The 12,821-nt window shown below is 65.7% G+C and carries 10 protein-coding genes, 1 tRNA gene and 1 pseudogene; 7 read left to right on the top strand and 5 right to left on the bottom strand.

From position 1 onward, the window contains the following. The first annotated feature begins 116 nt into the window (after nt 1-116). The 5 genes from fdhE (at nt 117) to RT582_RS09530 (ending at nt 4,937) form a co-directional block, all read left to right on the top strand. Nucleotides 117-1,034, top strand: a complete 918-nt coding sequence (gene fdhE, locus RT582_RS09550) for a formate dehydrogenase accessory protein FdhE (RefSeq protein ID WP_313477242.1) — start codon at nt 117-119, stop codon at nt 1,032-1,034. Further along, on the top strand, nt 1,031-2,440 hold the full coding sequence (gene selA / locus RT582_RS09545; protein ID WP_313477241.1) for an L-seryl-tRNA(Sec) selenium transferase: 1,410 nt from the start codon (nt 1,031-1,033) through the stop codon (nt 2,438-2,440). The genes fdhE and selA overlap by 4 nt, the downstream gene beginning before the upstream one ends. After that, nucleotides 2,437-4,353, top strand: coding sequence for a selenocysteine-specific translation elongation factor (gene selB, locus RT582_RS09540; RefSeq protein ID WP_313477240.1), 1,917 nt, complete (start codon nt 2,437-2,439; stop codon nt 4,351-4,353). Before selA ends, selB begins: the two co-directional genes overlap by 4 nt. 38 nt (nt 4,354-4,391) lie before the next feature. Then, nucleotides 4,392-4,487, top strand: a tRNA-Sec gene (locus tag RT582_RS09535). A gap of 132 nt (nt 4,488-4,619) precedes the next feature. Next, nucleotides 4,620-4,937, top strand: a complete 318-nt coding sequence (locus RT582_RS09530) for a hypothetical protein (protein WP_046618102.1) — start codon at nt 4,620-4,622, stop codon at nt 4,935-4,937. A 95-nt stretch (nt 4,938-5,032) separates the two neighbouring features. Here the strand turns inward: RT582_RS09530 and RT582_RS09525 are convergent, their stop codons facing one another. Together RT582_RS09525 and RT582_RS09520 are read right to left on the bottom strand one after the other, a co-directional pair. Beyond that, nucleotides 5,033-5,497, bottom strand: coding sequence for a glycine cleavage system protein H (locus tag RT582_RS09525; RefSeq protein WP_313477239.1), 465 nt, complete (start codon nt 5,495-5,497; stop codon nt 5,033-5,035). After that, a complete protein-coding gene (locus tag RT582_RS09520; protein ID WP_313477238.1) occupies nt 5,494-5,868 on the bottom strand; it encodes a DsrE family protein in 375 nt (124 codons plus the stop codon). The genes RT582_RS09525 and RT582_RS09520 overlap by 4 nt, the downstream gene beginning before the upstream one ends. 154 nt (nt 5,869-6,022) lie before the next feature. Between RT582_RS09520 and cfaB the strand changes: the two genes are divergently transcribed. Further along, entirely contained in the window at nt 6,023-7,204 is a 1,182-nt protein-coding gene (cfaB, locus tag RT582_RS09515) for a C17 cyclopropane fatty acid synthase CfaB (protein ID WP_023444794.1), read from the top strand. Between the two features lie 39 nt (nt 7,205-7,243). Here cfaB and RT582_RS09510 read toward each other — a convergent pair whose 3' ends face one another. The 3 genes and pseudogenes from RT582_RS09510 to RT582_RS09500 form a co-directional block, all read right to left on the bottom strand. Continuing rightward, the gene (locus RT582_RS09510; RefSeq protein ID WP_042922937.1) at nt 7,244-8,095 is read right to left on the bottom strand and encodes a universal stress protein; all 852 of its coding nucleotides are present in this window, start codon (nt 8,093-8,095) and stop codon (nt 7,244-7,246) included. Between the two features lie 14 nt (nt 8,096-8,109). Further along, on the bottom strand, nt 8,110-9,207 hold the full coding sequence (locus RT582_RS09505; RefSeq protein WP_313477237.1) for a SulP family inorganic anion transporter: 1,098 nt from the start codon (nt 9,205-9,207) through the stop codon (nt 8,110-8,112). A gap of 292 nt (nt 9,208-9,499) precedes the next feature. Then, nucleotides 9,500-10,714 (bottom strand): annotated as a pseudogene (locus RT582_RS09500) (HD-GYP domain-containing protein). A 201-nt stretch (nt 10,715-10,915) separates the two neighbouring features. Between RT582_RS09500 and RT582_RS09495 the strand changes: the two are divergent. Beyond that, entirely contained in the window at nt 10,916-12,673 is a 1,758-nt protein-coding gene (locus RT582_RS09495; RefSeq protein WP_313477236.1) for a sensor histidine kinase, read from the top strand. The last annotated feature ends 148 nt before the right edge of the window (nt 12,674-12,821 follow it).

Here is a 12,821-nt window from a genome sequence, read left to right as displayed (position 1 = left end):
CCGAAGATTCCCCGCACACGCGCGGGAATCTTCGGCCTCGCGCATCATCGAAAGCCGAGCGACAGCCGGTGACGGACTATGCTGTTCGGCACAACCCCAAGAATAAGGAGTCCTGCGTGGCAGGCACCATTCTCGAACCTGGGCAGATCGAAGCCGCTGCCAGCAAACCACCCTTCCTCAACCTGCCGCCGCGCAACCTGTTCGCCCTGCGCAGCGAGCGCCTGACCAAGCTCGCCGAAGGCCATCCGTTCGCCGACTACCTGCGCCTGCTGGCAGCGGTGTGCCAGGCGCAACAGCAGGTGCTGGACAACCCGCCGACAATCGCGCCGCTGGACGAACACCGCACCCGCGAAAGTCTCAGGCACAACCTGCCGCCGCTGGCTGCCGATACTCTGGTGCGCGACGATGCCTGGCTGACGATGCTGGATGCCTGGCTGGATGCCTTCGTGGCGCCGGAAAGCCCCGCGGTAGTGGCTGCCATCGAGCAACTGCGCGAGGCCGAAAGCGGCCAGCGCAAGGCATGGGCCGTGGCACTGGTCAGTGGCCAGTACGACAGCCTGCCGCCAGCACTGGTGCCCTTCCTCGGCGCCGCCCTGCAGCTGGCCTGGAGCCACTGGCTGCTGCAGCTCGACCTCTCCGACATGCGCGAGCGCGAAGACCAGACCCACTGCCCCTGCTGCGGTGCGCCACCGATGGCAGGCATCATCCGCCATCGCGGCCAGCTCAACGGCTTGCGTTATCTGGTCTGCTCGCTGTGCGCCTGCGAGTGGCATTACGTGCGCGTCAAATGCAGCCTCTGCCGCAGCACCAAGAAACTCGACTACCTGCACTTCGAAGGCTCGCCGCAAGGCGTCAAGGCCGAGGTCTGCCCTGAGTGCAATGGCTACCTCAAGCAGCTCTACCTGGACCTGGCGCCGGATGGCGAAAGCCTCTCCGCCGACCTCGCCACCCTCGACCTGGACATGCTGCTGTCCGAGCAGGGCTTTCAGCGCCAGGCCCCCAACCTGCTGCTGGCGCCGGGAGGCGATGCATGAGCAGCAGCCACCTGCCCTCGGTCGACAAGCTGCTGCGCGACCCAGCCTGTCAGCCGCTGCAGCAGCGTTACGGCCGCCAGGCATTGCTGAGCACCCTGCGCGATCTGCTCGATGAACTGCGAGAACCGGCCCGCCACGGCCAGCTGGCCGCGCTGGAACTGTCCGAAGCGGTGCTCGCCGGGCGCGCCGGCGAACGCCTGGCCAACCAGCACAAGAGCCGCGTACGCCGGGTATTCAACCTCACCGGCACGGTGCTGCACACCAACCTCGGCCGCGCCCTGTTGCCGGATGAAGCCATCGAGGCGATCACCCTCGCCGCACGTTACCCGCTCAATCTGGAATTCGATCTCGCCACTGGCAAGCGCGGCGACCGCGACGACCTCATCGAAGGGCTGATCCGCGAACTGACCGGCGCCGAGGCCGTCACCGTGGTCAACAACAACGCCGCCGCCGTGCTGCTGGCCTTGAACAGTCTCGGCGCACGCAAGGAAGGCATCATTTCCCGCGGCGAGCTGATCGAGATCGGCGGCGCCTTTCGCATCCCCGACATCATGGCCCGCGCCGGCGTGAAGCTGCATGAAGTCGGCACCACCAACCGCACCCACGCCAAGGATTACGAAGCGGCGATCAACCCGCGCTCGGGCCTGTTGATGCGTGTGCACACCAGCAATTACAGCGTGCAGGGCTTCACCGCCAGCGTCGCCACCACCGAACTGGCGCGCATCGCCCATACCCACGATCTGCCGCTGCTGGAAGACCTCGGCAGCGGCAGCCTGCTCGACCTCTCGCGCTGGGGCCTGCCAAAGGAACCCACGGTGCAGGAAGCGCTACGCGACGGCGCCGATATCGTCACTTTCAGCGGCGACAAGCTGCTCGGCGGCCCGCAAGCCGGGCTGATCGTCGGCAGCAAGGCGCTGATCCAGAAGATCAAGAAGAACCCGCTCAAGCGCGCCCTGCGCGTCGACAAGCTGACCCTTGCCGCGCTGGAAGCGGTGCTTAACCTCTATCGCGATCCCGACCGCCTGGCCGAACGCCTCACCAGCCTGCGCCTGCTCAGCCGCCCGCAGGCCGAGATTCGCATCCAGGCCGAACGCATCGCCCCGGCACTGGCCGCCGTGCTCGGCGAAACCTGGCAAGTCGCAGTAACCGATGCCCTGGGCATGATCGGCAGCGGCGCGCAGCCGGTGGCACGCCTACCCAGCGCAGCGCTGTGCATCCGCCCGCAGCAGCCCAAGCGCCTGCGCGGCCGCAGCCTGCGCCAGCTGGAAGAAGCCCTGCGCTGCCTGCCGATTCCGGTACTCGGGCGCATCGACGACGACGCCCTCTGGCTCGACCTGCGCCAGCTCGACGACGAACCGGCCTTCCTCCAGCAACTGACGCACCTGCAAGAGGAGCTCGCCCGTTGATCGTCGGTACCGCCGGCCATATCGACCATGGCAAGACCGCGCTACTGCAAGCCCTCACCGGGCAACAGGGCGACCGCCGCCGCGAAGAGCGCGAACGCGGCATCACCATCGACCTCGGCTACGTCTACGCCGACCTCGGTGAAGGCAGCCTCACCGGCTTTATCGACGTGCCGGGCCACGAGCGTTTCGTACACAACATGCTGGCCGGCGCCAGCGGCATCGACTGCGTGCTGCTGGTGGTGGCTGCCGATGACGGCGTGATGCCGCAGACCCGCGAACACCTGGCCATCGTCGAGCTGCTCGGCATCCGTCGCGCGCTGGTAGCGCTGACCAAGATCGACCGCGTCGAGCCGGTGCGCATCACAGAAGTTCAGCAGCAGATCGAAGCCCTGCTGGCCGCCGGACCACTGGCCGGCGCGCCGATCTTCCCGGTTTCCAGCATCCGCGGCGATGGCATCGACGCCCTGCGCGCCGCGCTGATCGAAGAAGTCGCACGCACCGCCGCACGCGGCGACAGCGGCCACTTCCGCCTGGCCATCGACCGCGCCTTTAGCGTCACCGGCGCCGGTGTGGTGGTCACCGGCACCGCCTTTGCCGGGCGAGTGCGAATCGGCGACGAACTGCTGCTCGGCTCCGCCGGCAAACGCGTGCGCGTCCGCGGCCTGCACGCGCAGAACCGTGAAACGGCCGAAGCCCATGCCGGCCAGCGCGTGGCGCTGAATCTTGCCGGTGAGCGTTTGGCCGTCGAACAGATCCATCGCGGCGACTGGCTACTGCACCCCTTGCTGCACGCGCCGACGCAACGCATCGATATCGACTTCAAGCTGCTGCCCGGCGAAGCCCACGAGCTCAAGCACTGGGCGCCGGTGCACGTGCATCTCGGCGCCCAGGACGTCACCGCGCGCGTCGCCCTGCTCGAAGATGCGAGCCTGGTGCCGGGCGAACACGCCTTTGCGCAGCTCCTGCTGAACGCACCGAGCCACGCCGTGCATGGCGATCGCATCGTCCTGCGCGATCAATCCGCCCAGCGCACCCTTGGCGGCGGCCGAGTGCTCGACCCGTACGCACCACCGCGCAATCGCCGCCGCGTCGCGCGACTGGAGCAATTGCGAGCGCTGAACCAGCCAAGCCTGGAGCATGCATTGCCGCCACTGCTCGCCAGCGCCACCAATGGCATCGATCCGCAAAGCCTGGAACGCCAATTCAACCGCCCGCGCCAAGGTTGGCAGCTGCCGCAAGGCGTACTGGAGATTGGCACTCGGCTTGGGCCACGGCTATTCGATCAGGCCCGCTGGAGCGAACTCGAAGCCACCCTGCTCGCCGCCCTGCAGCGTTTTCACGAAGAACAACCCGACGAACTCGGCCCCGATCGCGACCGCCTGCGCCGCTATGCGCTGCCGCAACTGGAACGGCCGGTGTTCATTGCCCTGCTGGAGCAGGCACTGGCCGCCCGCAGCATCGAAACCAGCGGCCCCTGGCTGCACCGCCCCGATCACCGGGTGCGCCTGAGCGATACGGAAGAAGGTTTGAAGGAACGCCTGTGGCCGCTGCTCGAAGCCGGCCAGTTCGACCCGCCCTGGGTCCGCGACCTGGCCCGCGACCTCGGTGTCGACGAAACGCAGATGCGCAACCTGCTGCGCAAGCTCGCCCGCCTCGGCCTGTTGCAACAGGTGGTGAAAGATTTGTTCTACCCCGAGTTCACCATTCGCCAACTCGCGGGGCATTTACTGCAACTGGAAGCGCAAAGCGGCGTGATCCGCGCCGCCGCCTTCCGCGACCGCATCCAGCTCGGCCGCAAACGCAGCATCCAGCTGCTCGAACACTTCGACCGCATCGGCCTCACACGCCGCTTCGGCAACGAACGCAAAGTCCGCCAGGACAGCGCCTTGGCGATCCAGTCAGGCCTGGGGTAGGCTGGTCGCCGCTTCCTTTTCGCTTCTGGACCACATAAGGAAGGCAATCGCACCCGGTGGTGCGGCCGGGCTTCAAACCCGGTTGGGGGCGGCAGCCGCTCCCGGGTGAGTTCGACTCTCACTGCCTTCCGCCATCTACACTTCCCTCTACCCTCCTCATCACCCTGCGACAGCCCGCCCCACTTGGCAATATCAAAAAGCCATCGCGCTCTAGCGCGAAGCGCGTCACAATCGCGGTTTTTCTTTCCAGGGATAGGAGAGGTGTCGTGGGTAACCCGCCAGATGAGCGCCGTGCATTACACGCGCTGCGTGACCATATCGATTGTCTGCTGGCTGAAGGTGCATCCCTCGTCGGGCGCGACCCGGTGCAGCTGAGCTTTCAGGGCCGGACGCTGACAGTGCAGCACGGCATGCTGGTCAACGAGAGCGGCCATCAGGATCTGATCGAGACGCTGGCCGAGCTGGAGTGGACGAACAAGCGCACGCGCAATATGGCGATCGATATCTGCATCCGCCAGCTGGACCATGCGATCAAGGCGAGCTGTGTGAAGGTGCTCGACCTGTCCACGCCGGACGAGCCCTGAGCTCCTATCCCGCGGCAATTGCCAGCATTGCGCCCTGGCATAGCGTCGGGGCGGCTGGCTGAAAGCCTCCGCTCCTAACCCACCTCAAGCACCCACTATTTCCACTGCAACGCCTGCACATGGGCGTTGGCGGGGTCGAAGTTGTCCAGCCGCATGCGTTCGGCGATGGCGGCTTCGGCGGCTTCGCCCAGTGGGAATCGGTCGCGCACGGTGACCCAATCCGCGGGTTGCAGGCGGACCATCCAGCCCTCCCCATAACAATCCTGATTGATCAGCGCCGGACGCTCGAGCAGTGCTTCGTTCACCGCCAGCAGTTCACCGCTCACCGGGCTGCGCGCCGACGAGGCAGCCTTGGCGAACTCGACCACGCCAAAGCTGCGCTCGCGCTCGATACGTGCGCCGACGCGCTTGGGGGTGAAGGCGAATATCTGGCCGTACAGTGCGCAGCCGTAGGCGGTCAGGCCGATGGTCAGGCTGCCGTCGGCCTCCTCGCGCAGCCACAGGCTGTGCTCCGGGGCGTAGCGCAGCGAGTCGGGGAATTCCAGGCCGTGCACATTCATAGGGTCAGCACCCGTTCGTATTCGAGGATCATCTGCGCCAGTTCACCGCCGCTGGAGATTTCATCGAGCTCGGCGATCAGCGTGGCGGGGTCGAGCTGAACCCCGGGCTGGCGGCACATCAGCAAGCGCGCGCCAGCCTGCTTGGCGTTGCAGATGAAGTGCAGCAGCGGCTCGCCACCTTCCACCGCGCGCAGCGATTCGGCCACCTCGCGGCGCGCCAACTGCGTGCCTTCACCGGTGAGGTAGAGGGTTACCTCGGCATCCATGCAGGCCAGCAGCGTGGCGATATGAAAAGGCGCGGCGCAGCGCGCCGGGGTACTGGGGCCGCTGGCGACCAGAATCAGTACGCGTTGTGAATCGTTGTGTTTCATAAGCCCTCATGCGGTAGCCCGGCGAGTTAAGCCGTCAAATGCACGTTCGCCGCCGTTCGAACCATAGCGCGAAACTATCATAACCATAGCCTACCGGTTGCCGTTTGATGGTCTAGGATTTTCTTCGTGCACTGAAAAGAAAAGGAGATCGAGCATGTTGGCAACCTTGCTACCGGCCCTTAAAGAACTCGCCCTGCCGTTGAAGCTGCAGCTATGGGATGGCAACGAGATCGAGATCGGCCCAACTCCCTGCGTCACGCTGGTGATCAAGGATCCCAGCCTGGTTACCCGGCTGAGGCAGCCGAGCCTGGACGTACTAGGCGCGGCCTACGTCGAGGGGCAGATCGACCTGCTTGGGCCAGTGGGTGAGGTCATTCGGATCGGCGATGTGATCACAAGGGCGCTGGGCCAGGACGATTTTCCGCTGCCTTCGCGCGAGGCGCATGACAAGGCGACCGACGCCGAAGCCATTTCCTATCACTACGACCTGTCCAACGATTTCTATCGGCTCTGGCTGGATAGGGACATGGTCTATTCCTGCGCCTATTTCGAAACCGGCAGCGAGGATCTGGAACAGGCGCAGCAGGCCAAGCTGCGCCACCTATGCCGCAAATTGCGGCTCAAGCCTGGCGAGCGCCTGCTGGATGTCGGCTGCGGCTGGGGTGGTCTGGCTCGCTATGCCGCACGCGAGTTCGGCGCGAAGGTGTTCGGCATCACCTTGAGCCGCGAGCAGCTCGAACTGGCTCGCGAACGGGTGGTCGAGGAAGGCCTAGCGAAGCAGATCACTCTGGAGCTGATGGACTACCGCGATCTGCCGCAGGATGGCCGCTTCGACAAGGTCGTCAGCGTCGGCATGTTCGAGCATGTAGGCCACGCCAACCTGCCGCTTTACTGCCAGCGGCTGTTCGACGCCGTGCGCCCCGGCGGGCTGGTGATGAACCATGGCATCACCGCCCGACACATCGATGGCCGCCCGGTCGGACATGGCGCCGGCGAGTTCATCAACCGCTACGTATTCCCCCACGGCGAGCTACCGCACCTGGTGAACATCAGCAGCTGCATCAGCGATGCAGGGCTGGAAATCGTCGACGTGGAAAGCCTGCGCCTGCACTACGCGCGTACGCTGGAATTCTGGAGTGAGCGGCTGGAAGCGCAGCTGGAGCAGGCAAAACGGATGGTTCCCGAACGCGCGTTGCGCATCTGGCGCCTCTATCTGGCCGGTTGCGCCTACGGCTTCCGTCACAACTGGATCAACCTGCACCAAATCCTCGCCAGCAAGCCGCTGGCGGATGGCTCACACGAGCTGCCCTGGAGCCGGGCCGACCTTTACAGCTGACGGCTGCCGCGCCCGAGACGGGCGCGCAGCGGATGGTGATCAGCGCAGCAACAGCAGCGGCGTGGAAGTGGTGCGGATCATGTTGGTGGTGGTGCTGCCGACGAAGAACTGGCGAATGCGCGAGTGGCCGTAGGCGCCCATCACCAGCAGGTCGATGCCGTGCTCGGCCTGATAGGCATGCAGGGTCGGCTCGACTTCACCGGCGCGGATGGCGATTTCCACGTTGAAACCAGCGGCGGTCAGCACGCCGCGGGCATTTTCCAGCTGGGCCTGATTGTCGGCGGTGTCGGCCGCGACCATTACCAGATGAATCGGCATGCCCTTGAACAGCGGGCTGCCGGCGAGCATTTCCACGCCCTTGCGGCTGGTGGCGCTACCGTCGAAGGCGAGCATCACGCTTTGCGGTGCGCTGAAATCGTTGGGGGCGACCAGGATCGGCCGCTGCATGGTGCGGATGACGTTTTCCAGCTGGCTGCCGATGTGCTGGATGGCATCGCCGCTGTCCTCGCCCTGACGACCGATGACCAGCAGGCGCGTTTCGTCCTGCAGATCACGCAGGGACTCGACCAGATCACCGTGGCGCTGCCGGCACTCGGGCTGGGCGACGCCGGCGGAGATCGCCCGCTGACGTGCCGAATCGAGCATCATGCGGCCCTCCTCCAGCGCCAGCTTGGCGCGTTTCTCGTCCAGCGTGGCCAGCTCCTGCAGGAGGAATTCGCGGCTGCCGAGGCCGATGATGCCGCTCAGGTCGCCCGACACCGGATACTGCTGGCGGTCGAGCACATGCAGCAGCGTCAGGGGCGCATCCAGGCGCTTGCTGGCCCAGGCCGAACAGTCGCAAACCGCCGCGGCCTGCGGTGATCCGTCGATACAAGCCATTACGTGGGTCATTGTCGTTCTCCTGGTCAGTGGCTCATGAGCTTGTCGATGGCCTCGGGTTTGTCATGCACACCGAAGCGGTCAACGATGGTCGCGCTGGCTTGGTTCAGACCCAGCACCTCGACCTCGGTGCCTTCGCGGCGGAACTTGATGACCACCTTGTCCAGCGCCGCCACGGCGGTGATGTCCCAGAAATGTGCGCGGGACAGGTCGATGGTGACCTTGCCGAGCGCTTCCTTGAAATCGAACGCACCGGTGAATTTGTCCGATGAGCTGAAGAATACCTGCCCGACCACCCTGTAGGTGCGCTGATGGCCGGCGGCATCCAGCTCCGAACCGATGTGCAGGTAGTGGCCGACCTTGTTGGCGAAGAACATCGCCGCTAGCAGCACGCCCGCCAGAACACCGTAGGCCAGGTTGTGGGTGAAGACCACCACCACCACGGTGACGACCATGAAGATGATCGCCAGGGTTTCGAAGGTCAGCGGCACTTCCGGCCAGAGGAAGACCGGCAGGGTGTCGGGCAGGTCACCCATGTCGGCGACGGTGCGGATATCCAGGCCCAAGTACATGGCCACGGCGGTCAGGCTGAGAATGCACACCAGTGGCGACGGGATGACCTTGCCGAGCTTCGGCACATAGGGGAACAGGTAGATGATGCCGAGGCCCGCGGCGGTCATGGCGTAGACGTGCCAGGTGACGTTCGTCAGTTCCGGCAGCTGGGCCATGAAGATCAGGATGGCCAGCGCGTTGACGAAACCGGTAACCACCGAACGCGAGACAAAGCGCATCAGCGAACCCAGGCGCAGGTAGCCGGCGCCGATCTGCAACAGGCCGCAGAGCAGCGTCGCTGCGAGCAGGTACTGCAGGCCGTGCTCGCGCACCAGCGTCACCATCAGCAGCGCCATGGCGCCGGTGGCGGCAGAGATCATCCCCGGGCGGCCGCCGACGAAGGCGATCACCACGGCGATACAGAAGGAGGCATACAGGCCGACCCGCGGATCGACCCCGGCGATGATGGAGAAGGCGATGGCTTCGGGAATCAGCGCCAGCGCGACGACGAGGCCGGACAGCACATCGCCACGGACGTTGGAGAACCAGTTTTGTTTGATCGATTGCAGCATCGGACTATCCAGAGCAAAAGCACCACCATGCAGACCGCGGACGGCCGGCAGCGATACAAGACGAGATTTTTGGTGTGATTGATTCGGCTGTCAGTCGACGAAACGCACGGACAGCAGCGCACGACCACCCCATGACAGGCAGTCGCAAAGTGACGCGAGGGGGCGCAGCGCTATGGCGGACTAGGCAGCCAGGTCATGGGCATTACAAGCTCTTCTCTGAGCGACTCGCCGGGCGGATCGCATTCGGGGGGCGACATTCTAGTCGCATCGCCCCCCGTTTACGACCGCCAATCTAGGTCCAGAGCGCATCCAGATTGCTGAAGCCCCAGGCGGCGGGGTCTTCGCGGCCGACGATGCGGTCGCTGCATTGCGGGCTGGAGAGGTCCAGCTCCACCGGCACGATCGTCGCGCGGGCGCGGGTGGAATAGAACAGTTTCAGGCGCGGCGCCGTCAGCTGCTGCGCGTTGTGTTCGATGACCACGCCGAGCCGCCCGGACTGCAGCCGTACCAACGAGCCCAGCGGGTAGATACCCACCGTGCGCACGAAGGCATGCAGGATCTGGGTATCGAAGTGCCCCTGCCACTGCGCCATGCGCGCCAGCGAGCCCGAAGCATCCCAGGCGGTTTTGTACGGACGATCCGAGGTGATGGCGTCATACACGTCGCAGATCGCGCCCATGCGCGCCAGCCGGCTGATCTGCTCGCCGGCCAGCCGGTGCGGATAGCCGGTGCCGTCCATCTTCTCGTGATGATGCAGGCAGACATCCAGGACCGCCTCGGACACGGCCGCTCCTGCGCCGAGCAGGATCGCGTGACCACGCTCGGGGTGGCTGCGCATGACGGCGTATTCGTCGTCGCTGAGCTTGCCCGGCTTGTTCAGCACATCCAGCGGCATGGCCATCTTGCCGATGTCGTGCAGCAGCCCGGCAAAGCCGGCTTCCTGGACTTACTGTTCGCTCAGGCCCAGCTGCCGGCCCAGCGCGACCATCAGCGCGCAGACCGCCACCGAATGCATGTAGGTGTACTCGTCCTTGGTCTTCAGCCGCGCCAGGCTGAGCAATGCCGAGCCGTTGCGCGCCAGGGATGCGGAAATCTGCTCGACCAGTGGCAGGCACTGCTGCGGGTCGACGGCCTTGCCCAGCCGCGCCTCGTTGAACAGCGAGGTCACCTGCTGCTTGGAACGCTTGAGCACCTGCGCGGCGCGCTGCATTTCTTCCTGAACGCTGCATTGCTGGGCCGACGTGGCGGTCGGCCGAGGCGCAACCGGCACGGCGTCGGAGACCAGCTGTGGAGACTCGGCGGCCGGGGGCGTTGCCGTTTCGACATCGACGCCCTTGCCCGTATCGATCCACAGCGCCTTGACGCCGCTGCTGCGCAGCGCCTGCAGGTCGGCGGGGTCTGTGAGCAAGAATTTGCTGCGCCAGAAGGAATGATCGAACCAGCTGCCGTCCAGCCCATGGACGTACATGCCGAAGCGGAGTTGGCTGACAAGGATTTTTCTGAGCAAGGCGGACCTCGACTGGAGCGGCTGGCCGTTCCGTACTAGCGATCCCTGCTGAAGCTGAAAGTAACTCCCCGCAGTATAGCGATGATGTCACTATGCCTCTATTGGGGTAGATCAAGACTTTGGTGCTATGCCAAGGCTCGGCGATGCGCCACCGCTGCCGACTATCGCTTACCATCGTCGGGTCCTGTCGCGAGCGTCGTCATGCCAGCACTGTCCAACCGCCTGCGGGTAACCCTGATCGTTGCGCTGATCCTCATCGGCCTGCTGCTGAGCATGTACTGGGCCGGGCGCCTGGCCGAGCAGCGCGCCTGGGCCGAGCGTGCCCAGGAAGCGCAGGGGCAGCTGGAACTCTATGCCCAGGCGATCCACACCCAGGTCGAACGCTTCCGCTCGGTGCCGGCCCTACTGGCGCTAGACAGCGACATCCAGGCGCTGCTCGCCGAACCGGGCAACCGCGCGCTGCGCCGCCAGCTCAACCAGCGCCTGGAACAGCAGAACCACGCAGCCGGCTCCTCGGTGCTGTACCTGCTCGACCGCGACGGCGAGACCATCGCCGCCAGCAACTGGCGCGACTGGAGCAGCTTCGTCGGCAACAACTACGCCTTCCGCCCGTATTTCCGCGATGCGGTGAGCAACGACAGCGGCCGCTATTTCGCCGTCGGCGTCACCACCGGCATTCCCGGCTACTTCCTCTCCAGCTCGGTGAAGAATGCCGCCGGCGAGGTGCTCGGCGTGCTGGTGGTCAAGCTCGAGCTGGAAGAGATGCAGCGCGACTGGGTCGGCCAGCCGGGCATCCTGCTGATCGCCGACTCGCTGGATATCGTCATCCTCACCAACCGCCCGGCCTGGCGCTTCCGCTATCTGCGCCCGCTGAGCGACGAGGTGCGCAGCCGCCTGATCGATGCCCGACGCTATGCCGAACAGACGCTGCAGCCGCTGCCGAGCAGCCGCGTGCAGCAACTCGCCGAGGGCAGCGAGCGACGCCTGGTGGATGGCCCGGACGGCCGCCGCGAATACCTCTGGCAACGCCTGGCGCTGCCGGAAGACGACTGGACCCTGCACCTGCTGCACGACCCACAGATGGTGGTCGCCAGCGTGCGCAGCTATCGCCTGGCCGCGGCTGGCGTGTGGATGACCCTGGCCTTTCTGCTGCTCTACCTGGCGCAACGCGGCAAGACCCGCCGCGTCGAACAGCGCAGCCGCAGCGAGCTGGAGCGCCTGGTGCACGAGCGCACCCGTGAGCTACACACCGCCCAGGACGAACTGGTGCATGCGGCGCGCATGGCCGCCCTCGGGCAGATGTCCGCCGCCCTCGCCCACGAGATCAACCAGCCGCTGACCGCATTGCGCATGCAGCTCGCCAGCCTGCGCCTGCTGCTCGACAGCGGCCGCGACGGCGAGGTGCGCGAAGGCCTCGGGCATGTCGAAGGCCTGCTCGAACGCATGGCGGCGCTGACCGGCCACCTGAAGACCTTCGCTCGCAAGAGTCCGGCCGGGCTGCGCCAGCGTCTGAGCCTGGCCGAGGTGCTGGAGCAGGCCCTGCAGCTGCTCTCGCCGCGCATTCGCAGCGAGCAGGTCGAGGTGTTCCGCCAGGTACCGGCCGAGGCCGCGGTCAGCGGCGACGCCATCCGCCTCGAGCAGGTGCTGATCAATCTGCTGCACAACGCGCTGGATGCCATGGCCGAGCGCCCGCAGCGGCGCCTGCGCATCCTCTGCCAGCTCAACGGTGACCGCTGGCAGCTCAGCGTGGGCGACAACGGCGGCGGTATTGCCAGCGAACATCTGGATCAGGTGTTCGAGCCCTTCTTCACCACCAAACCGGTCGGCCAGGGCCTCGGCCTTGGGCTGGCGGTGTCCTACGGCATCGTGCGTGAGATGGGCGGCGCGCTGGAAGTCAGCAACGACGAGCACGGCGCGGTGTTCACCCTGACGCTGCCGGCTGCCGAGGAGCAGCGTTAGCAACCATCTACGCTGTCAACGCCGCGTTGAATGCAGACTCGACATGCTGGTTTACACCTCGTGAACTGCGCTTTCCCCCCTGCTTTTGCCTTGCGCTGTCGGTCTCGTCGATCTTTTACCAGCTGCCCCGAAGGGCACGCCGCCGAGT

This window comes from Stutzerimonas kunmingensis, assembly GCF_032106285.1.
GTDB lineage: Bacteria > Pseudomonadota > Gammaproteobacteria > Pseudomonadales > Pseudomonadaceae > Stutzerimonas > Stutzerimonas kunmingensis_B.
Note: the sequence above shows the minus strand (reverse complement) of the source record. Positions and strands in the feature narration are given on the sequence as shown.

Excerpts from the sequence above, each read along its gene's own strand:
- selA (WP_313477241.1), top strand. The coding sequence starts at position 1,031 with ATGAGCAGCAGCCACCTGCCCTCGGTCGACAAGCTGCTGCGCGACCCA.
- RT582_RS09525 (WP_313477239.1), bottom strand. The coding sequence starts at position 5,497 with ATGAATGTGCACGGCCTGGAATTCCCCGACTCGCTGCGCTACGCCCCG.
- cfaB (WP_023444794.1), top strand. The coding sequence starts at position 6,023 with ATGTTGGCAACCTTGCTACCGGCCCTTAAAGAACTCGCCCTGCCGTTG.
- RT582_RS09510 (WP_042922937.1), bottom strand. The coding sequence starts at position 8,095 with ATGACCCACGTAATGGCTTGTATCGACGGATCACCGCAGGCCGCGGCG.
- RT582_RS09505 (WP_313477237.1), bottom strand. The coding sequence starts at position 9,207 with ATGCTGCAATCGATCAAACAAAACTGGTTCTCCAACGTCCGTGGCGAT.
- RT582_RS09520 (WP_313477238.1), bottom strand. The coding sequence starts at position 5,868 with ATGAAACACAACGATTCACAACGCGTACTGATTCTGGTCGCCAGCGGC.
- RT582_RS09495 (WP_313477236.1), top strand. The coding sequence starts at position 10,916 with ATGCCAGCACTGTCCAACCGCCTGCGGGTAACCCTGATCGTTGCGCTG.